Below are 20393 nucleotides of genomic sequence, written 5' to 3' on the forward strand. Positions count from 1 at the left end.
CTCGCGGGTGACTCAGAAGGTGAGCAGGGCCCAGGCCCCGCCCATGACCAGCGCCCCGCACACCCCGGTGGCCAGCGCCGTCTTCCGCATCCGCAGTCCGCCCGCGACCACGAGCGACGCCAGTAGCAGCGCGCCGCCCAGCGGCACCCAGGCGTACAGCACACCGGCCGGCCCCGTCCGCACGACCTGGTCCGAACCCGGCTTGCGCGCCACCTCCAGCGTCTCGCCCCGGCCGCCCGAGACGAACTGGGAGACCGTCACCTTCGCCGACGCGCCCGACCCGGCGGGGGAGAACGTCCCGCTGCACCTCTCGTCACCGCACGTGGTGACGGTGACCGTGCCGCGCTCGTCCCCCGTCATGGCGACCGAAGCGGTGTCCCACGAGGTCCACACCCCCGCCACCACCAGCACCAGCGCGATCAGCGCCATGAGTGCGGCCCGCGCCAGCAACAGCATCCCGAACGCGCTCTCCCCGAGCCGCCGCACGCGGCTCCGCTTGATCTTCGTCTGGGCGACTCGTGAAGACATGGCGGAGATCCTTGGGTACTTGACGGTTACCGGTCAACCTCGACCGACCGTCTTGTGCGCGCTTGCGCCACTATCGGAAGTCGACCCTCCGGTAACGACGTGGGCCGCACCCCGTCGCGAGCCCTCGCAACACGCACGCACAGGCGCGCCGCCACCACCCCCCTTTTCGCGCTCCCTCCGCGCGTTGAGCAGCGTTACCGGGGCCGACGCCACCACTGTGGGAGCGAGCGCCGAGAGGGAGGCCGCCCGCATGTGGCACGACATGATGACGATCGAGATCCCCGTCGTCGAGAAGATCCTGCGCACCGTGCTGGTCTACGCCGTCATCATCGTGCTCATCCGGCTCTCCGGGAAACGCGGACTCGCCTCGATGAACACCTTCGACTTCGTCGTCGTCTTCCTGCTCTCCAACGTCGTGCAGAACGCCATCATCGGCAGCGACTACAGCCTCCTGGGCGGCGTGGTCGGCGCCGCCACCCTCGTGGCCGTCAACGCGCTGATGAACCGGTGGCTGGCCGCCGACACGCGCGCGGCCAAGCTGCTGGAAGGCGACCCGACCACCGTCATCGAGGACGGCCGCGTCGTACGGCGGGCCATGCGCCGGCTCGGGCTGCGCTCCGGCGAGCTCCAGCAGGCCGTACGCCTGCAGACCGGCGGCAGCATCGACACCGTCGAACGCGGAAGCCTCGAACCGGACGGCCGCTTCGTCATCGTCCCCGACCCCCAGGCCGCACAGTCCACCCGGGCCGACATCGACCGCCTCGAGAAGCGTCTCGCCGCCATCGAGGAACTCCTGCGCGCGAACGGCCGCGAGCAGAGCGACAAGGGCTGAGGGCCGCGTCAGCTGTTGTACGTGCTCTGGGCCCTCTCCAGGCCCTCCAGCACCAGGGCCTCGCACGCGTCCGCCGCACGGTCGACGAAGTAGTCGAGCTCCTTGCGCTCCGTGGAGGAGAAGTTCTTCAGCACGTAGTCGGCCACCTGCATGCGGCCAGGAGGGCGGCCGACACCGAAACGGACGCGGTAGTAGTCGCGGCCCAGCAGCTTGGTGAGCGACTTGAGCCCGTTGTGGCCGTTGTCACCCCCGCCCAGCTTGAGCCGGAGAACGCCGTAGTCGATGTCCAGCTCGTCGTGGACGGCGACCAGGCGCGCGGCGGGCACCCCGTAGAAATCCAGCAACGCCTTGGTGGGGCCGCCCGAAACGTTCATGTACGACATGGGCTTGGCCAGAATCACGCGCGTACTGCTGACCCCCGGAACGCCGATGCGCCCCTCCAGCACCTGGGCGCGGGCACCCTTCGCCGACTTGAACGCGCCGCCCATCCGCCCGGCGAGCAGATCGGCGACCATGAAGCCCACGTTGTGGCGGTTGCCGGCGTAGTCGGGACCCGGATTGCCCAAGCCCGCGATGAGCCAGGGTTCGGTGGTGGCCGCCATGTGCGTGGTCCTTCGGTCGATCCGGTCAGGCGCGCGCCGGCCGGGGCGCTCAGCGTGCGGGGCAGGATGCGGGGCGCGGTACGCCCCGCACGGTGCACTGTGCGGCGCGGGCGCCGGACAGGGCCGTGAACAGCCCGTCCGGCGCCCGCGCACAGCACAGGTACAGCCAGGGTCCTTACTCGGCGGCCGGCGCGGCGGACTCCGCAGCGCCCTCCTCGCCCTCCGCACCCTCGGCGGCCGGCTCCTCCGCCTGGGCGCCGAGGACCTGGATGACGGTCTCGTCACCCTCGATGGCCAGCACGGTGTTGCCCGGCAGCTTGATGTCCTTGGCCAGGATGGAGTCGCCGACGTCCAGACCGTCGACGGAGACGGTGATGGTCTCCGGAATGTGGGTGGCCTCGGCCTCGACCGGCAGCGAGTTGTAGACGTGCTCCAGCAGGTTCTGGCCCGGCGCGAGCTCACCCTCGATGTGGATCGGGATGTCGACCTGGACCTTCTCGCCCTTCTTGACGACCAGCAGGTCGACGTGGACGAGGAACTGGCGGATCGCCTCGCGCTGGACGGCCTTCGGGATGACCAGCTGCTTCTTGCCCTCGATGTCCAGGTTGATCAGGACGTTCGGCGTCTTGAGGGCCATCATCATGTCGTAGCTCGGCAGCGCGATGTGCACCGGCTCGGAACCGTGGCCGTAGATGACCGCGGGGATCTTCTCCTCGCGGCGCAGGCGGCGCGCGGCGCCCTTGCCGAACTCATTGCGGGTGGTGGCGGTGAGATTCACATCAGCCATGCTGCGCTCCTCGTAGGCAACAAAAAGACGGACAGTGCGTTGCCACTCGGTCCCGACGGACCTGCTACGAAGAGCGCGCGTCGATAACGGAGCATCCGGCCTCCGGAAAACAACCGGACCGGCCTCCCTCGCCGAGCGACGTGCGAAGTCTACTCGGCGGGGGAGGCCGGTCGGAAATCGATCACAGGGCGGCCGGGAACCGATCGGCAGACCGGCCGGGAAATGGCTGGCAGGCCGGCCCCGGCAACCGAGGAGCAATGCCGGCCGGGAACCGATCGGCAGGCCCGTCGGAAGAACGCACAGCAGGCCGCTCGGAAATCGAGCGGCCTGCTGTGCCGAAATCGCTCAGCGCGAGAATCCGGCGGGCCCGCTCGGCCGCGCCGATCGCACAGGCCGGTCCGGGGCCCCTGCGGGACCGCTCACGCGTTCTCTTCGAAGAGGCTGGTCACCGAGCCGTCCTCGAACACCTCGCGCACCGCGCGCGCGATGGTCGGAGCCATCGACAGCACCGTGATCTTGTCGAGCTCCAGCTCACCCGGGGTCGGCAGCGTGTTCGTGAACACGAACTCGCTGACCTTCGAGTTCTTCAACCGGTCGGCCGCCGGACCCGACAGCACACCGTGCGTCGCCGTCACGATGACGTCCTCGGCACCGTTGGCGAACAGCGCGTCCGCCGCCGCACAGATCGTGCCGCCCGTGTCGATCATGTCGTCGACGAGGACACAGACCCGGCCCTCCACATCACCCACGACCTCGTGCACGGTGACCTGGTTGGCCACATCCGGGTCACGGCGCTTGTGGACGATCGCCAGCGGGGCACCCAGACGGTCGGCCCAGCGGTCGGCGACCCGGACCCGGCCCGCGTCCGGAGAGACCACGGTCAGCTTGCTGCGGTCGGTCTTGGCACCCACGTAGTCCGCCAGCAACGGCAGCGCGAACAGGTGGTCGACCGGACCGTCGAAGAAGCCCTGGATCTGATCCGTGTGCAGATCCACGGTCAGGATGCGGTCCGCACCCGCCGTACCGAACAGATCCGCCATCAACCGCGCGGAGATCGGCTCACGACCCCGGTGCTTCTTGTCCTGCCGGGCGTAGCCGTAGAACGGGACGATCACCGTGATGCTCCGCGCCGAAGCCCGCTTCAACGCGTCGATCATGATCAGCTGCTCGACGATCCACTTGTTGATGGGGGCCGTGTGGCTCTGCATCAGGAAGCAGTCGGCGCCGCGCGCGGACTCCTGGAAGCGAACGTAGATCTCACCGTTCGCGAAGTCGAAAGCCTTGGTCGGGACCACGCCGATGCCGAGCTGCTTGGCGACTTCCTCGGCGAGTTCGGGGTGGGCGCGGCCGGAGAAGAGCATGAGTTTCTTCTCGCCGGTCGTCTTGATCCCGGTCACTGCTGTTGTCTCCCTGTGTGGTGCGCCGCACGACGGCTCAGCGGGGGGCGGCGGCGTCGGTTTGGCGGGGGCGGCGGCGTCGGTTTTCGGCCGCGTGGCCAATCAGGCTCCCCATAACCGTACGCCCCACGTCATACAACCGGATACCCGGTCTTAACCCTCCTCTGCCGGAACCTGCCCGGCGGCACCCTGCGACGAACGGGCCGAACCAGCCGACCGCGCCACCCCGGACGCCTCCGCTACGCCCCCACCCGAAGCCGCGTCCCGGCCCGCCTCGATCGCCGCCTCCGCAGCCAGCGCAGCCGCACTACCAGGGCGCTTACGCGCAACCCAGCCCTCGATGTTGCGCTGCTGCCCCCGCGCCACCGCCAGCGACCCCGGCGGCACATCCTTCGTGATCACCGAACCGGCCGCGCTGTAAGCACCGTCGCCGACCGTGACAGGTGCCACATACATGTTGTCGGCACCCAGCCGGCAATGAGAACCCACCGTCGTCCTGTGCTTGTTCTCACCGTCGTAATTGACGAACACACTCGCCGCACCGATGTTGGTGTCCTCGCCGATCTCCGCATCACCCACATACGACAGATGCGGCACCTTCGTGCCGTCACCCACCACCGCGTTCTTCATCTCCACATAACTGCCGGCCTTCACCTTCCGGCCCAACCGCGTACCAGGACGCAGATACGTGTACGGGCCGACCGACGCCCCCTCACCGACCCGAGCACCCTCGGAGACCGTGTTGCTCACCGACGCACCCGCACCCACCCAGGTATCGGTCAACCGGCTGTTCGGCCCCACCTCACTGCCCGCCGCCACATGCGTGGCACCCAGCAACTGCGTCCCCGGATGCACCACCGCATCCGGCTCGTACGTCACCCCCACATCCAGCCACGTCGTGGCCGGATCGACCACCGTGACCCCCGCCAGCATGGCGTCCTCCACCAGCCGGCCGTTCAGCATCCGCCGCGCCTCGGCCAACTGCACCCGGTTGTTGATCCCCACGATCTCCCGATGGTCACCCGCCACCGACGCACCCACCCGGTGCCCCTCGCCACGCAGAATGCCGAGGACATCCGTCAGGTACTCCTCACCCTGACTGTTGTCCGTACGCACCTTGCCCAGCGCCTCCGACAGCAACCGCCCGTCGAACGCGAAAACACCCGAGTTGATCTCACGGACCGCCCGCTGCGCCTCCGTCGCGTCCTTGTGCTCCACGATCGCGGTGACCGCACCGTCCGCCGCGTCCCGCACGATGCGCCCGTACCCCGTCGCGTCCGGGACCTCGGCGGTCAGCACCGTGACCGCGTTGCCGTCCGCGACGTGCGTGTCCGCCAACTGCTGCAGCGTCGCGCCCGTCAACAGCGGAGTGTCACCACAGGTCACCAGGACAGTGCCCGTCAGATCGCCGTCGGCCAGCTCCGCCAGGGCCATACGCACCGCGTGCCCGGTGCCGTTCTGCTCGTACTGCACGGCCGTCCGCACCTGGGCGTCCAGCTCGCCCAGGTGCGCCGTCACCTTCTCGCGCGCATGCCCGACGACGACGACCAGCTCACGCGGGTCCAGCGCCCGCGCGGCGCTCACCACATGGCCGACCAGGGAACGGCCGCAGATCTCGTGCAGAACCTTCGGCGTCGCCGACTTCATGCGGGTGCCCTCACCCGCTGCGAGGACGACGACGGCTGCCGGGCGAGTGACGCTCACGGGGGTGCCCTTCGACTTCGGGGGTGGGTGCTGCCCCGCAGGATACCGGGGGGTCAGCCGAAGGAAGGGGATGGCCGCCGTCCGGCTGGGAGAGGGGCGGCCGCGGTGCTCCGCGGCCTGCGCGCCATGGGCTCCCCCGCCAGGACTCGAACCTGGAATAACTCATCCAAAGTGAGCAGTGTTGCCGATTACACCACGGGGGATAGCATACTGGTTAAATTCGGACACTCCTGTCTGGGTGCCGAACCGGCCTCACACACTATGCCGTACCACCAGCCCTCGATGCGACGGTACAGGTGTGCGCTCTGCCGCAGGCGGACGACCAGGCAGCCGCGGTAATCGTCCCCGACGTTCTTGCGCACCGTCTTCGGATTGTGCCGCTTGAGGACGGGCTTGAAGAAGTCGTCGGTGCACCTGCCCGCCAGGTCCGCCCAGAAGCGTTCGGCGGCCGCTACATCCGCCGACTCGTGGATCATCACGTGGAAACAGCGGTGTTCGCCCGCCACGCCGAGCAGATCCAACCACGCGAGGTAGAGGCGGATCATGGCCGGATCGCTGTTGCAGAAGGTCACTTGCTCGGTGCGTCGGTAGACCTTGCTCTTGGAGCCCTCGGCCCAGTACAGCCCCACCCCGATCAGGAACAACTCCCTGTCCGTCAGGGTGCCGATCTCGGCCGCGGCGGCGGCCTTGGTGCGCTGCCGTTCTTCCTCGCGGAGCTGGAGGGTGCGCTCCCACCCGCGCCGGGCGATGGCCGAGGCCTCTTCGCTGGTGCGGCGCGGCGGTCTGGGCAGGTCCCGTACCCACAGGGATACCGAGCTGCGCGAGACGCCCAGTTCCAGTTCGATCCGGTCGTACGTCCAGCCCTGGCGGCGCAGCTCGCGGGCGCGGGCGCGCAGGTCGTCCTTGGCGCGGGGGCGGCGGGTCCAGGCGGGTGGGGGTTCGCCCTTGACGAGGCGGTTGAGGAGGTCGTTGTTGGAGATCTTCAGGCGGTCGCGGATGTGGCGGCGGCTGAGGCCTTCGCGGCGCAGCGCGAGGGCTTGTTCGCGTAGGCGTTCGTACGTGTCGTGCGTCTGTGCCATACGGGTGAGTCTTGCGGGGGAATGGCGCTGTGCGCTGCGAAAAGACGTCCGCTTGCTTAGTTCGGGTGAATTCCTTTGTGTTCGATTGCCAAACCATCCGGTCACGGACAGATGCGCGGAAGGGGGTGTTCCGGGGCTCGGCCGGAAAGGGGGTGCTCTTCGGTCGTAGGCTGGTCGGTATGACCGAGACGGGGGAGAACCGTGCGCGGGGCGGGCCGTGGTGGTGGGAACGGCCACGGAGTGCGGTGCTCGATGTCGGCCTCGCGGCGGGTTCCGCCGCCGAGTGCGCGCTCCAGGGGCAGAGTTTCGCCCGCGAGACGGGCATTCCGGACGGGCTGGCGGTCGTGCTGGGTGTGGTCGCGGGGGCGACGATGGTGCTGCGGCGGCGCTGGCCCATCGCCGTCGTCCTGGTCGCCATCGCCGTCATACCCGCGGACATGGGCGCGACCCTGTGCGTGGTGGGCCTCTACACCCTGGCCGCGACCGAGGTGCCGCGGCGGATCACCGGGCTGCTGGCGTCGATGACCGCGCTGGGCACGCTGGCGATGACCACGTTCCGGCTGGAGCAGAGCGTCGGGCAGGATCCCGATTTCAACCCGTCGTCGTGGTTCGTGCCGTTGGCCGCTGTGCTGATGTCGATCGGTGTGACGGCCCCGCCCGTGCTGCTGGGCCTGTACGTGGGGGCGCGGCGGCGGCTCGTGGAGTCGCTGCGCGAGCGGGCCGACGGTCTGGAGCGGGAGCTGTCGCTGCTGGCCGACCGTGCGGAGGAGCGCGCCGAGTGGGCGCGCAATGAGGAGCGCACTCGGATCGCCCGTGAGATGCACGACGTGGTCGCTCACCGGGTGAGCCTGATGGTGGTGCACGCGGCGGCGTTGCAGGCGGTGACGCTGAAGGATCCGGAGAAGGCGTCCAGGAACGCCGCGCTGGTGGGCGACATGGGCCGTCAGGCTCTCAACGAGTTGCGGACGATGCTGGGTGTGCTGCGGTCCGGCGACGGGGAGAAGCCGGCGCAGGCCGAGCAAGCCCGCCACACCGACCAGCGGTCCGATCAGCCTGGTCGGGCAGGGCAGAAGGCGGAGCGGAGCGACAAGGACGGCAAGGACGGGAAGGCCGAGGAGCCGGTGCGGGCCGGTCGGTCCGGAGGCCGTGGGCCGGGCGCGCGGACCGGGGCGGCGGTGGCGGCCGAGGGCGCCGAAGGGCGGGCTGCGGGCGCCGGTGGGGCAGGGGACGCGGAGGTCGCCGAGCGGGGCGGGAAGCACGTGCGCGCCGGGACGGGCGAAACGGCGGCGGGGGAGGACGGAGCCGCGCCGGCGCGCGCGACCGCACCGGTGTCGTCCGTCGGGGCGCTGCCCGTATCGGACGCCTCGGACGTGTCGGACGCCTCGGACGCCTCGGGCGGTCCCTCGGAGGGGCCGTTTGTGGGTGTGCCCGGCGGGGACGGTGCCGGGCGGGCGCCCTCGAGCCCGCCGGAGCCGGGCTCGGAGTTCGCGTCGGGGTCCGTGTCGGCGACTGCCGGGGCAGCGGCTGCCGCGCGTCGGGAGGCCATCGTCCGCGCGGCTGGCGCGGGCCGGGAGAGGGCTCCGTACGCGCAGGTCCCGTCGCTCGCGCAGTTGGACGCGCTGGTCGGCCAGTCGCGCGCTGCCGGGATGGCGGTGGAGCTGAGTGTGGAGGGGAGCCCGGACGGTGCCTGTCCGTCCACGGTGGAGCAGACGGCCTACCGGGTGGTGCAGGAGGCGCTGACCAACGTGCACAAGCACGCCGCGGGTGCCGCGACCCGGGTGCGGGTGGCGCACCGGGAGGCGGAGGTCGCCTTGCAGGTGGAGAACGAGCCCGCGGTGGACGGTGCCGCCGACGCGGGGCTGCCCAGCGGGGGCAACGGGCTGGTGGGCATGCGGGAGCGGGTCACGGCGCTGGGTGGCGGCTTCGTGTCGGGGCCGACGGACTCCGGCGGGTTCCGGGTGTCGGCGATCATTCCGTACGCGCGGGCGTGAGCCCTTCGGGGAAGTTCCGTGCGCTGTCGGGCGCGCGCGTGTCGTCGCCCGTGGCCCAGGTGCCGCCCGTCGCCGTGCCCGCCTCGTCGCCGGAGCCGGAGCCGGAGCCGGAGTCAGGGCCGGGTTCGGGGGCGGGGGCCGTGTCGTCGGTCGGGTGGGGCGCGCCGTCGGCCGGGTGCGGGGCGGTCTCGGTCGCGTGGGCGGTCGCGTGGACGGCGGTGTCGTCGGGGGCCGTGCGCGGAGACGGCGGGGCGCCTGCGCTGAGCTTGGCCGGGACGAGGCCCATCAGCAGTGCGGAGAGCGCGGAGTCGAAGTCGGCGCCGACGTACCAGTCGCCTGTCGGGTCGAGGCTGTAGACGCGGCGCTGGGCGTCGATGACGAGCAGCGCGTCGGTGCCGCCGTACTCGCCTTCGGTGCCGATCGGGCAGATCTGTGTTCCCAGGGCGCGGCCGAGGTCGTTGAAGGTGCGGGCGGCGTGCAGTCCCGTGAGCGGGTCGATGTGGACGTGTGCGGGTGCCAGGTGCCGTCCCGGCCCTGTGGGGGCGATGTGCAGGCTTCCGAACTCGGCCCACACCTCGACGGCGGCGGGGAAGACGGCGTGCCGGTGGCCGCCGGGGGAGACGTGGGCGCGCAGGGTGTCGGCCCACTGTTCGGCCTGTCGGATGTCCCACCGTCCTGGTTCCCATCCGGCGTTGCGCAGGGGGTCGTCGACGGCGACGGGGAAGCGGGTGGTCACCGGTCGTGCTCCTGTGCCGGGTCGATGGCCCGTACCCCGAAGTGGGCCAGCAGGGGGGTGCAGGAGCGGCACGGCGGGATGTAGCTGCCGTGCAGGGGGTCGCCGTCCTCGCGGATGCGGCGTGCGGTGAGTTTGGCGTGCTTGAGGGCGCGCTTGGCTTCGCTCAGGGTCAGGGGTTTGGGCGGTTTCGTGGTGCGGGGTGCCCTGGTGGCCTTGGTGCCGCCCGACTTTGCGTTCTTGCCTTGTTTGCGGGCGCCGCGTTTGGCGGCCCGACTGGTCTCGGTGGCGGTGAGGTAGCGGGAGAGGAGGACGGCCTCGGGGCAGCGCCCTGTCGTGCGGGAGCGGCGTTCGGTGGTGAGGGTGTCGAGGAAGTCCTGCACGAGGGGGTGGTGGGCGGGTGGCCGTTCGCTCTTGCTGCCGGTGCAGGTGAGGGTCTCGCCGCGGATGGACAGGGCGGCGGCGACCGCGGGCAGGATGCCGTCCCTTCGGTGCCTGAGGGCCGGGGCGGTGGCGCTGAGGGAGTCGGCGGCGTTCGTCCAGCCGATGCGCGGGTCGCCCGCCCCGTGACTGTTGGCGGGTTGCGCCTGTTCGGCGGGGTGTGCCGGGGGCGCGGTCTGCGCCTGCGGTGTGTGCGCCTGTTGTGCGGTGTGCAATGGAGCTTCCTCCCCGAGTGTCCCCTTAAGTGCCGGGGCTCGCCCAAGTATGCAGTGTGGCGCATGAGTCGCTCATTCCCCCGTGGGCGTCACGGTGGTGCGGTCCGGAGGGAGACCGTTTTTCACGCCCTCTGGGTGAGTGGTCCGGTGCGGGATTGCTGGCGGCGGTCGTGCGGGATCGCTGCAGGCGGCTGGTGGGGGGAGTGCCGGGGGCGGTGTCTGGCGGTTGCCGTACCGCATAGGCTGTTGGGAACCAGCCAGCACCAGCAGGGGGCCAACGCCATGACGACAGGTCGGCTCGGACAAGCCGCCGCGCCACCGAACCGGGCGTACGCCGGGCAGGTCGTGAATTTCCCGGATCCGGTCAGGGCGGCCCGCCACCCCCAGGGGGTGCGGGTCGATGCGGCCGGGTTTCCCGACTTCTCCGCGTACGCCCGTGCGGCCGCCGAGATCGCCGAGCCCCCGGACGGCTTCGGTGGCGACGAACTGCGCCTGACCGACTACGTGTCGGCCAACGCCGCGCTGCACGCCGAGGGGCACGAGCTGTGGACGGATCTGCCGCCTGTGGCCACTCCGCACGGCTGGACGTGGCATCACGTGGCGCACAGCCGCCGTATGGAGCTGGTGCCCGTCGAGGTGAAGGCGCTGCTGCGGCACCACGGTGGTCTGGCGACGGCGTCCGTCGACCACGGCAAGACCGGTACGCGTCCGCTCCAGGAGACCCGCCCGGCGCACTTCGCCGTGCCGCACGGGCCGGAGCCCGCGGTGACCGAACGGCAGGTCGCCGACGTCGAGGAGCGGCTCGGCTACCGGCTGCCGGGTGCCTACCGCGGTTTCCTCAAGGCCGCGGGCGGCTGCGCCCCGGAGGGCGTGGCGCTCGACGCGGAGCTGGGTCTGCTGGTGGACCAGCCGTTCTTCACGGTGCGGGACGACGCGGCCGTCAACGACCTCGTCTACGTCAACAAGTGCCTGCGCGACCACCTGACCAAGGACTTCCTGGGCGTCGGCTTCGTCCAGGGCGGTCTGATCGCTTTGAAGGTGAAGGGCGAGGCGCTGGGGTCGGTGTGGTTTTGCGCGTACGACGACGCGCGGGACGCCGACGGCATGGGGGTGCAGGAGCGGGTGGAGCGGCTGCTGCGGCCGTGCGGTGCGGATTTCGACGCGTTCTTGTTGCGGCTCGCGGGTAACCCGCCGGAGTTGGAGACCGTGGCGAACCTGATGGTGGACGGCGGCTTCGCCCGCGCCGTCCCTGTGGAGAGGTGAGAGCGCGATGGTGACCTTCGCGCAGGCCCAGGAGCGCGCCGAGCGCTGGGTCAACGGCGACGTACCCGGATACCAGCACCGCGAGGTGTGCGTCCGCGAGTTCGACCTGGGCTTCGTGGCCTGGGCCGAGGACCGCGAGAGCGGGCCCGTCTCGGACGGCGGCAACCTGCGGCTGGTCATCGCCAGGGACAGCGGCGACACCACGCTGTGGCCCGCCCTTCCGGTGGGCGAGGTCATTCGGCGTTACGAGGAGGAGTACGGCGCCGAGGAGGCGGGCGCCCCGGCAGCGGCCCCGCAGCAGCGGCTCGACCTGGAGGCGACGTCCTTCCTGCTGACGCCGCCCGAGTGGCTGCAGGAGGCCGCCGACAAGATGGGCATTCCGGACCGGCGTGCCGACGCCTCCGGGCCCCCCTCGGCCTCCGGTGCGCCGCCCGCTCCCGCTCCTGGTGCGCCGCCCGCTCCCGCTCCTGGTGCTCCGTCGGCTCCTGGTGCGCCGTCCGCTCCCGTCGCCGGTGGATCGCAGGGGGGTTCCTCCGGCAGAGGTCTGTCCGGCGCCAGTCCGTGGGACGGGGCGGACACCGGTGGGGTCGGCAGCGGTGAGGCGCAGGCGCCGCCCGCGACGGTCTTCGCGCCGCCGCTGATGGGCAGCGACGAGGACGAGACGCCGCCTCCGCCGCCGGGCTCCAGGTCCGAGGCCAGGACCGAACTGCTGCCCGAGGGCAGTGTGCTGCCCAGGACGGCCGTCGCACCCGCACTCGACCTGCCGGGCGCCGGGGGCGGGCAGCCCGCTGAGGACCCGGCCACCGGCTCCGCCCCGAACCCGCAGCAGCCCCCGCAGGCGCCCGGACAGGCGGCGGCGCAGCACGGCGGCCCAGGAACCGCTGACACCGGAACCGCTGACACCGGCACCGGTGGTGGCGGCAGCGGCAGCGGTCAGGGAAGCGGCCCGGGCGACGGAACGGGTGAGGGTCCCGGCGACGGCACGGGCGGCTCGGGTCCTGGGACCGGTGGCGGAGTGCACCAGGCCGCGACCATGCTGGCCGACCCCTCCCAGGGCGGACTGTCGATGCCGGGCGCCCCGTCGGCGCCGGGCGCCCCGTCTGCTCCCGGTGCCCCGTCCGCTCCCGGAACCCCGGGGGCCGGTGACATCGCCGACGCCGCCACCAGCAAGGCCCCGAGCGGCTCCATCCCCCCGCGGTCCTCGCGCGGCAGCGGCCCGTCCGTCCCCCCGCCGCCCGGTGCTCCCGGCACCCCGGGCGCCCGCTCCGGCAGCCCGTCCACCCCGCCACCGGGCCGCTCGTCCACCCCGCCTCCGCCCTCGGCTCCGGGTGCTCCCGGAGCGCCGGGAGCACCCGGCGGCGGCTATGTGCCGACCCAGCTGGTCTCGGCCGACGACCTGGCCGAGCAGATCAGCCAGAGCGGCAGCCAGCCGAAGGCCGACGCACCCGGCACGCCCCCTCCCGCCGGTGCGGGAACACCGCCTCCCGGCGGCACCGGCACGTCGGGAGGCGGCGGTACGGGCGGTACCGGCGGTGCGGACGTCCACCACGCGGCGACGATGCTCGCCGGGCCCGGGGTGACCGGACCCGCCACGCCCCCGCCGCCCGGCGCCCCGCCCGCGGCACCCGGCACGCCGCCCCCCGGCGCCGCCGGGCCCGGCATGGTGCCCGGAGCAGGCACGCCGCCGCCCGGCGCCGCACCGCAGCCGCAGCCGGGGCAGCCCACCGTGGGCCCCGGCTACATGGCCGCCCTGCGCTACCGCGCGCCGGACGGCTCCGAGCAGCAGCTCATCCGCCGCTCGGCCCCCGGCACCCCGCACCCCGAGTGGCAGCTGCTGCACGAGCTGCGGGCCATGAACGTGCCTCCGCAGCAGGTGGTGGAGCTCCACACCGAGCTGGAGCCCTGCGATCTGCCCGGCGGCTACTGCGCCCGGATGATCCGCGAGACCTGGCCCCAGGTGCGGGTCAGCCACACCGCGTCGTACGGCACCGACCACGCTTCCCGGCAGCAGGGGATGCGGCACCTGATCGAGCACCAGGGCGAGCTGCACCAGGTCGCCGACGGGCCCGCGCGGCCCGCGCCCAATCCGGTGCCGCTGCCTGCGCCAGGACAGGTCCCGCCCGCTCCGCCCATTCCGCCCGACGCCATCGGGCAGGAGCTCATGCAGGCGTTCGGGCCCCAGGGGGTCTTCCGGTTCGACCAGCGGGCCGTCTCCCGCCAGGGTGTGCCCGACATCGTCGCGCAGACTCTCGTGTGGGCGGGCGTCCCTCTGGACCTGGGGCCCTTCTTCTGGGGGCAGGCCCAGCCGGGGCGTCCCATCCCGACGCTGGCGGAGCTCGCGCAGGAGCGTGGTGTCGCCGCCGCTTCCGATGCCGGCTCCTACCTGGTGGTGGGCAGCGACTTCGGGCGGCAGCTGTGCGTGCAGTACGGCACGGCGAACATCGTCGCCGTGCCGTTGGAGGCGGGGCCCGGTGGGCAGCCGGCACCTCCGCAGTTCGTCAACACGGGGCTGCCGGAGTTCGTGCGCTGTGTGGCCATGCTGGGGCGGATGTGGCGGCTGCGGTTCGGGCTGACGCCCGAGCAGGCCGGACGGTGGACCGTCGACTTCCAGGCCCAGCTCGCGGCGCTCGACGCCCCGGCCCTGGGGTCGCCAGAGAACTGGTGGTCCGTGCTGCTCGAACAGATGTGGGACGGACTGTTCTGATCCGGGAGTGACCCCAGAATGATCCGAGGGTGATCCAGGGGGCGTGCCGGTGCGGCGCGCCCCCCTCCGCCGGACGGACCACGGTGGCGCGCGGCACCGGCCGCCGCGCGGGACCCTCGGTTCATGTACGGGGAGAGCAGCACCGTCTATCGCGCGGCCCGTCCGCGTCGCAGGCGCCGGTGGCCGCGGGTCGTGATCGTAGTGGTGCTCGCCGTGGTCCTCATCGCGGCGGCGGCCGTCTCGGCGACGTACCTGTGGGCCGGTACCCGGTTGCAGCAGACGGAGGCCCTCACCGACTACCCGGACCGCCCGGCGCACGGCGAGGGCACCAACTGGCTGATCATCGGTTCGGACACCCGTGCGGATCTGACCCGCGAGGAACGCGAGGAACTGCACGTCGGCGGCGGGGGCCAGCGCAACACGGACACGGTGATGGTGCTGCACTACGGTGCGGCGGGACCGTATCTGGTGAGCATCCCGCGGGACAGTTACGTACCGATCCCCGGCCACGGAAAAGGCAAGGTCAACTCGGCGTACGCGCTGGGCGGCGCCGAGCTGCTGACGCGCACCGTCGAGGAGGCCACGGGGCTGCGGCTCGACCACTACGCGGAGATCGACTTCCTCGGCTTCACGCACGTCGTCGACGCCCTCGACGGTGTGCGGATCTGCCTCGGCGAGCCCCTGCGCGACGAGAAGGCGGGCGCCGACCTGGACGCCGGGTGCCAGACGCTGGACGGCAAGCAGGCGCTGGCGTTCGTCCGGGCGCGCTACAGCGATCCGGAGGGCGACCTGGGCCGGGTCAAGCGGCAGCGGAAACTGCTGAGCGCCCTCGTGCGGGAGGGCACGGGCGCCGACGTGGTGGCCGACCCGTTCCGGTTCTACCCCTTCCTCGGTTCGGCCCTCGACGCGGTGACCGTCGACCGGATGGACTCCGTCGGGTCACTCACACGGATGGGCTGGGAGATCAGGGGGCTGACGGCGGGCGAGGGCGGTACGACGACCGTTCCGGTGGCGAACCCCGGGCTCAGCGTGCCGGGCGTCGGAAGCGTCGTCGTGTGGCACCCATCCGGGTCACGCGCACTTTTTGATCAGTTGCGCCAGGATGTGCCGATTACGGCAACCACGGTGAAGTAGCGCATCCTGGGACAGGCCGGTCTCGCCGTGGTCGCCGGGACCGCATCAGGAGCCGGGAACCGAGATAAGCCGAGATAAGGGGCTCGAAATGAGTGCGTCGTCGCCGCACGGCTTCGTTGTCGTCAGGGGCCGCGGATACCGGCCCGAACAGGTCGACGCCCGGGTGACCGGTCTCAACGCGGAACGCGAGGCCGCCTGGGACCGCACCGCGCAGCTCACCCGGCTCGCGGAGGAGGCCGCGGAGGAAGCGCAGCGGCTGCACGACGTCGCCGCCGCCCTGCCCCCGCAGACTTACGAAGCGCTCGGCCCGCGCGCCCAGGGGCTCCTGGGCACCGCGGAGTCGGAGGCGGCGGACCTGCGGGCGGCGGCCGAGGCCGCGGCCCACGAGCTGACGGGGCGGGCCGAGGAAGAGGCCCGCTCCCTCCAGGACGGCGCCAGGGAAGCCGCGGCCCGCCGCCGCGCCGACGCGGAGGCCGCCGCGGCCCGCACCGTCGACGCCGCCCAGGACCACGCCGACGAGCTGCGCACCCACGCACGGGAGCACGCCGACAAGACCAGCCGCGAGGCCGGCGAGGCGCTCCGCGAGATGTCCCGCAGGTGTGCGGCGCTGCTGGCCGAACAGGAGAAGGAACAGGCGGCCGAGTCGGATGCCGCCGAGCGCGAGAGCGCGCAGAACGAGGCCGCGTTCGCGGCGCACGCCGCCGACCTCGAAGAGCGCGGAGCGCGGGCACTGGCCGACGCCAAGCGGCAGCACGCCCAGGCCGAGGAGTGGGCACGGCACCGGCACGAGGACGCGGTGGCGCAGGGCGAGGAGCTGCTGGCGCAGGCCCGCGTGCGCGAAGAGGGCATCGCGCGCGAGACCGAGCGGGTGCTGAGGGAGCACACCGAGCGGGCCGACGAGCTCCGGCAGCACATGGCGCACGTCCGCTCGTCGCTCGCCGCGCTGACCGGCCGCGCCCCCGAGGCGGCCCCCGACACCGCCACCGTCCCGCCCCAGTCGGCCCCCGCCCCCCAGGACTGACCCGGGGAAACCGCGCCCCACTCGCCCGGTGCGGGCAGGTGCCCTCGGTGCGGGCAGGCGTTCCGCGGGGCTGGGACCGCCGGTCGGAGGTTCCGGGGATCTCCCCCGGCCGGAGGCTGGGGGAGGGTGGGCACGACGAGAGCCGCACCCGGCGACGACGGCGAACCCCCGGCGGCCCCCGCGCGGAGCCGGGTTCGCGGCGGACGAGGGGAGGGTGTCCGCCGGGCGGCGTAGTCTGGAAGGGCCCGATCAGCTTGTGTCGGGCCCTTTGGCGTGCCCCAAGGACTCCCCCCGCACGCCCCCGCCACCGGACGGAAAGCCGAAAGCGAAGCCCATGAGCCTGCACGGTCTGCTCGACGCCGTCACCGAGGACCCCGCGCTTGAGGAGGCGGTCAGGGCCGCGGCGGACGGCAACCGCCACCATGTCGACATGGTGGGCCCCGCCGCGGCCCGCCCGTTCGCCGTCGCCGCGCTGGCACGCTCAGCGCAGCGTCCGGTGCTGGCGGTGACGGCCACGGGCCGCGAGGCGGAGGATCTGGCGGGGGCGCTGCGCTCGCTGCTGCCCCAGGAGGGCATCGTCGAGTTCCCCTCGTGGGAGACGCTGCCGCACGAGCGGCTCAGCCCCCGCTCGGACACGGTGGGCCGCAGGCTCGCGGTGCTGCGCAGGCTGGCGCACCCGGACCCGGACGATCCGGCCACCGGGCCGGTCTCCGTCGTCGTCGCGCCCATCCGCTCGGTGCTCCAGCCGCAGGTCAAGGGGTTGGGGGACCTGGTTCCCGTCGCCCTCAAGCAGGGGCAGACCACCGATCTGGAAGAGGTCGTGGACGCGCTGTCGGCTGCGGCGTACGCGCGGGTGGAGCTGGTGGAGAAGCGCGGCGACTTCGCCGTGCGCGGCGGCATCCTGGACGTGTTCCCGCCCACGGAGGAGCACCCGGTCCGGGTGGAGTTCTGGGGCGACGAGGTGGAGGAGATCCGCTGGTTCAAGGTCGCCGACCAGCGCTCCCTGGAGGTCGCCGAGCACGGGCTGTGGGCGCCGCCGTGCCGGGAGCTGCTGCTGACGCCCGAGGTGCGCGGGCGGGCGGCGGAGCTGATGGAGCTCCATCCGGAGCTGCACGAGCTGCTCGGCAAGATCGCCGAGGGGATCGCGGTGGAGGGCATGGAGTCCCTCGCGCCGGTCCTGGTGGACGACATGGAGCTGCTGTTGGACGTGCTGCCCGCGGGCAGCATGACGGTGGTGTGCGACCCGGAGCGGGTGCGGACGCGGGCCGCGGACCTGGTGGCGACGAGCCAGGAGTTCCTGCAGGCGTCGTGGGCGGCGGCGGCCGGCAGCGGCGACGGTGCGGGCGGCGCCGCCCCGATCGACGTGGGGGCCGCTTCGCTGCGCGGTATCGCCGAGGTGCGGGAGCACGCGCGCGAGCTGGGCATGATGTGGTGGTCGGTCAGCCAGTTCACCGCCGACGTCGAGGCGGCGGAGGACGGCGACGGGGACACGCTCACGTTGGGCCTGCAGGCGCCGGAGACGTACCGGGGCGACACGGCGCGCGCTTTGGCGGACACCAAGGGCTGGCTGGCCCAGGGGTGGCGTTGCGTGTACGTCACCGAGGGGCACGGTCCGGCGTCCCGTACGGCGGAGGTGCTGGGCGGCGAGGGGGTGCCGGCCCGGCTGGCAGGCTCCGAGCTGGCGCTGGACCCGAACCTGGTGCACGTGGCCTGCGGCTCTTTGGACAACGGGTTCCTCGCGCCGGGGCTGAAGCTGGCGGTGCTGACGGAGACGGATCTGTCGGGCCAGAAGGCGGCGGGCAAGGACGGCACGCGGATGCCGGCGCGGCGCCGCAAGCAGATCGATCCGCTGACGCTCCAGCCGGGCGACTTCATCGTGCACGAGCAGCACGGGGTGGGCCGCTACATCGAGATGGTGCAGCGCACGGTGCAGGGCGCGACCCGCGAGTATCTGCTGGTGGAGTACGCGCCGGCCAAGCGCGGGCAGCCCGGTGACCGGCTGTTCGTGCCGACGGACCAGCTGGAGCAGATCACCAAGTACGTCGGCGGCGAGCAGCCCACGCTGCACCGGCTGGGCGGCGCGGACTGGACGAAGACGAAGGCGCGGGCGAAGAAGGCGGTCAAGGAGATCGCCGCGGACCTGATCAAGCTCTACAGCGCCCGGATGGCCGCGCCGGGGCACGCGTTCGGCGCGGACACCCCCTGGCAGCGGGAGCTGGAGGACGCGTTCCCGTACGCGGAGACGCCCGATCAGCTCACCACGATCGGCGAGGTCAAGGAGGACATGGAGAAGTCGGTCCCGATGGACCGGCTGATCTGCGGTGACGTCGGCTACGGCAAAACGGAGATCGCGGTGCGGGCCGCGTTCAAGGCGGTGCAGGACGGCAAGCAGGTCGCTGTCCTCGTCCCGACGACGCTGCTGGTGCAGCAGCACTTCTCCACATTCTCCGAGCGGTACGGCCAGTTTCCCGTCAACGTGCGGGCGCTCTCGCGCTTCCAGACGGACACCGAGGCGCGGGCGACGCTGGACGGGCTGCGCGAGGGCACGGTGGACATCGTCATTGGGACGCACCGGCTGTTCTCGTCGGAGACGAAGTTCAAGGAGCTGGGCCTGGTCATCGTCGACGAGGAGCAGCGCTTCGGTGTCGAGCACAAGGAGCAGCTGAAGAAGCTGCGGGCCAACGTGGACGTGCTGACGATGTCGGCGACGCCGATCCCCAGGACGCTGGAGATGGCGGTGACCGGCATCCGCGAGATGTCGACGATCACCACGCCGCCGGAGGAGCGGCACCCGGTGCTCACCTTCGTCGGTCCCTTCGAGGAGAAGCAGATCGGCGCGGCGATCCGCCGCGAGCTGCTGCGCGAGGGGCAGGTCTTCTACATCCACAACCGGGTGGAGTCCATCGACCGCGCGGCGGCGCGGCTGCGGCAGATCGTGCCGGAGGCGCGGATCGCCACCGCGCACGGGCAGATGTCGGAGCAGGCGCTGGAGCAGGTGGTGGTCGACTTCTGGGAGAAGAAGTCGGACGTGCTGGTGGCCACGACGATCGTGGAGAACGGCATCGACATCTCCAACGCGAACACCCTCATCGTCGAGCGCGGCGACAACTTCGGCCTCAGCCAGCTCCACCAGCTGCGCGGCCGGGTGGGCCGCGGCCGGGATCGCGGCTACGCCTACTTCCTCTACCCGCCGGAGAAGCCGCTGACGGAGACGGCGCACGAGCGGCTGGCCACCATCGCCCAGCACACGGAGATGGGCGCCGGCATGTACGTGGCGATGAAGGACCTGGAGATCCGCGGCGCGGGCAATCTGCTCGGCGGCGAGCAGTCCGGGCACATCGCGGGCGTCGGATTCGACCTGTACGTGCGGATGGTCGGCGAGGCGGTGGCCGACTACCGGGCGGCGCTGGAGTCCGGTGAGGCGGGGCCCGTGGAGGAGACCCCGCCGGAGGTCAAGATCGAGCTGCCGGTCGACGCGCACGTCCCGCACGACTACGCGCCGGGTGAGCGGCTGCGTCTCCAGGCGTACCGGGCGCTGGCCTCGGCCACCACGGAGGAGGACATCGCCTCCGTGCGCGAGGAGCTGGCCGACCGGTACGGGCCGCTGCCGGAGCCGGTGGAGAACCTGCTGCTGGTCGCGGGGTTGCGGATGCTGGCCCGCACGGTCGGCGTCACCGACATCACCCTCCAGGGCAACAACATCCGCTTCAGCCCCGTCGAGCTGCGGGAGTCGCAGGAGCTGCGGCTCAAGCGGGTGTACCCGGGCTCGGTGATCAAGTCGGCCACCCATCAGGTCCTGGTGCCCCGCCCCAAGCCGGGCGGCATCGGCGGCAAACCCCTGACGGGCCGCGACCTGCTGGCCTGGGTGGGCGAGTTCCTGACGACGGTGCCGGGAGCCTGAGCCCCGGTTCGCCGGGGCGGTGGGGGGTCGCCCGGGCCGCGGTGGGGCGCGGCCCGGAGCC

The 20393-nt window shown here is 72.2% G+C and carries 14 protein-coding genes, 1 tRNA gene and 1 pseudogene; 7 read left to right on the forward strand and 9 right to left on the reverse strand.

The annotated features are described in order from the left end of the window. Window positions 1-12: 12 nt before the first annotated feature. A complete protein-coding gene (locus tag DTL70_RS26630) occupies window positions 13-528 on the reverse strand; it encodes a hypothetical protein (protein WP_114024558.1) in 516 nt (171 codons plus the stop codon). A 184-nt stretch (window positions 529-712) separates the two neighbouring features. On the opposite strand from DTL70_RS26630, the gene DTL70_RS26635 reads away from it, so the two are divergent. After that, a complete protein-coding gene (locus tag DTL70_RS26635; protein ID WP_245979783.1) occupies window positions 713-1360 on the forward strand; it encodes a DUF421 domain-containing protein in 648 nt (215 codons plus the stop codon). 8 nt (window positions 1361-1368) lie between these two features. On the opposite strand, the gene pth is transcribed toward DTL70_RS26635, so the two are convergent. The 6 genes from pth to DTL70_RS26665 form a co-directional block, all read right to left on the reverse strand. After that, entirely contained in the window at window positions 1369-1962 is a 594-nt protein-coding gene (gene pth, locus DTL70_RS26640) for an aminoacyl-tRNA hydrolase (RefSeq protein WP_114024560.1), read from the reverse strand. A 175-nt stretch (window positions 1963-2137) separates the two neighbouring features. Beyond that, entirely contained in the window at window positions 2138-2749 is a 612-nt protein-coding gene (locus DTL70_RS26645) for a 50S ribosomal protein L25/general stress protein Ctc (RefSeq protein ID WP_114024561.1), read from the reverse strand. Between the two features lie 419 nt (window positions 2750-3168). After that, the gene (locus DTL70_RS26650; RefSeq protein ID WP_114024562.1) at window positions 3169-4146 is read right to left on the reverse strand and encodes a ribose-phosphate diphosphokinase; all 978 of its coding nucleotides are present in this window, start codon (window positions 4144-4146) and stop codon (window positions 3169-3171) included. Window positions 4147-4299: 153 nt separating this feature from the next. Further along, a complete protein-coding gene (glmU, locus tag DTL70_RS26655; RefSeq protein WP_114024563.1) occupies window positions 4300-5850 on the reverse strand; it encodes a bifunctional UDP-N-acetylglucosamine diphosphorylase/glucosamine-1-phosphate N-acetyltransferase GlmU in 1551 nt (516 codons plus the stop codon). A 131-nt stretch (window positions 5851-5981) separates the two neighbouring features. Beyond that, window positions 5982-6053: transfer RNA gene (locus tag DTL70_RS26660), tRNA-Gln, on the reverse strand. Further along, entirely contained in the window at window positions 6039-6929 is an 891-nt protein-coding gene (locus DTL70_RS26665; protein WP_114024564.1) for a hypothetical protein, read from the reverse strand. Before DTL70_RS26665 ends, DTL70_RS26660 begins: the two co-directional genes overlap by 15 nt. A 179-nt stretch (window positions 6930-7108) precedes the next feature. Here DTL70_RS26665 and DTL70_RS34455 point away from each other — a divergent pair, with 179 nt between their 5' ends. Further along, window positions 7109-8920, forward strand: a complete 1812-nt coding sequence (locus tag DTL70_RS34455; RefSeq protein ID WP_245979785.1) for a sensor histidine kinase — start codon at window positions 7109-7111, stop codon at window positions 8918-8920. Window positions 8921-9173: 253 nt separating this feature from the next. Here DTL70_RS34455 and DTL70_RS26680 read toward each other — a convergent pair. Both DTL70_RS26680 and DTL70_RS26685 read right to left on the reverse strand, forming a co-directional pair. Beyond that, a pseudogene (locus tag DTL70_RS26680) lies at window positions 9174-9656 on the reverse strand (SUKH-3 domain-containing protein); the annotation flags it as partial. Continuing rightward, a complete protein-coding gene (locus DTL70_RS26685) occupies window positions 9653-10309 on the reverse strand; it encodes a YwqJ-related putative deaminase (protein ID WP_114024565.1) in 657 nt (218 codons plus the stop codon). The pseudogene DTL70_RS26680 and the gene DTL70_RS26685, both read right to left, overlap by 4 nt. Window positions 10310-10591: 282 nt before the next feature. Between DTL70_RS26685 and DTL70_RS26690 the strand changes: the two genes are divergently transcribed. The 5 genes from DTL70_RS26690 to mfd all read left to right on the forward strand — a co-directional run bounded on the left by DTL70_RS26690 (window position 10592) and on the right by mfd (window position 20332). After that, window positions 10592-11572 carry an SMI1/KNR4 family protein gene (locus DTL70_RS26690; protein WP_114024566.1) on the forward strand — a complete coding sequence of 327 codons (981 nt, stop codon included), beginning with the start codon at window positions 10592-10594 and terminating at the stop codon, window positions 11570-11572. A gap of 7 nt (window positions 11573-11579) precedes the next feature. Further along, window positions 11580-14276 carry an SUKH-4 family immunity protein gene (locus DTL70_RS26695; protein ID WP_114024567.1) on the forward strand — a complete coding sequence of 899 codons (2697 nt, stop codon included), beginning with the start codon at window positions 11580-11582 and terminating at the stop codon, window positions 14274-14276. A gap of 123 nt (window positions 14277-14399) precedes the next feature. Further along, the gene (locus DTL70_RS26700) at window positions 14400-15410 is read left to right on the forward strand and encodes an LCP family protein (RefSeq protein ID WP_114024568.1); all 1011 of its coding nucleotides are present in this window, start codon (window positions 14400-14402) and stop codon (window positions 15408-15410) included. 88 nt (window positions 15411-15498) lie between these two features. Beyond that, on the forward strand, window positions 15499-16431 hold the full coding sequence (locus tag DTL70_RS26705) for a coiled-coil domain-containing protein (protein ID WP_114024569.1): 933 nt from the start codon (window positions 15499-15501) through the stop codon (window positions 16429-16431). A 334-nt stretch (window positions 16432-16765) separates the two neighbouring features. Next, window positions 16766-20332: a transcription-repair coupling factor gene (mfd, locus tag DTL70_RS26710; protein ID WP_114024570.1), complete on the forward strand. Its 3567-nt coding sequence runs from the start codon at window positions 16766-16768 to the stop codon at window positions 20330-20332. Window positions 20333-20393: the final 61 nt, after the last annotated feature.

The sequence above is a fragment of the Streptomyces diacarni genome, assembly GCF_003323715.1.
GTDB classification, from domain to species: domain Bacteria; phylum Actinomycetota; class Actinomycetes; order Streptomycetales; family Streptomycetaceae; genus Streptomyces; species Streptomyces diacarni.

Excerpts from the sequence above, each read along its gene's own strand:
- DTL70_RS26630 (WP_114024558.1), bottom strand. The coding sequence starts at position 528 with ATGTCTTCACGAGTCGCCCAGACGAAGATCAAGCGGAGCCGCGTGCGG.
- pth (WP_114024560.1), bottom strand. The coding sequence starts at position 1,962 with ATGGCGGCCACCACCGAACCCTGGCTCATCGCGGGCTTGGGCAATCCG.
- DTL70_RS26645 (WP_114024561.1), bottom strand. The coding sequence starts at position 2,749 with ATGGCTGATGTGAATCTCACCGCCACCACCCGCAATGAGTTCGGCAAG.
- DTL70_RS26665 (WP_114024564.1), bottom strand. The coding sequence starts at position 6,929 with ATGGCACAGACGCACGACACGTACGAACGCCTACGCGAACAAGCCCTC.
- DTL70_RS34455 (WP_245979785.1), top strand. The coding sequence starts at position 7,109 with ATGACCGAGACGGGGGAGAACCGTGCGCGGGGCGGGCCGTGGTGGTGG.
- DTL70_RS26690 (WP_114024566.1), top strand. The coding sequence starts at position 10,592 with ATGACGACAGGTCGGCTCGGACAAGCCGCCGCGCCACCGAACCGGGCG.
- DTL70_RS26695 (WP_114024567.1), top strand. The coding sequence starts at position 11,580 with ATGGTGACCTTCGCGCAGGCCCAGGAGCGCGCCGAGCGCTGGGTCAAC.
- DTL70_RS26700 (WP_114024568.1), top strand. The coding sequence starts at position 14,400 with ATGTACGGGGAGAGCAGCACCGTCTATCGCGCGGCCCGTCCGCGTCGC.
- DTL70_RS26705 (WP_114024569.1), top strand. The coding sequence starts at position 15,499 with ATGAGTGCGTCGTCGCCGCACGGCTTCGTTGTCGTCAGGGGCCGCGGA.
- mfd (WP_114024570.1), top strand. The coding sequence starts at position 16,766 with ATGAGCCTGCACGGTCTGCTCGACGCCGTCACCGAGGACCCCGCGCTT.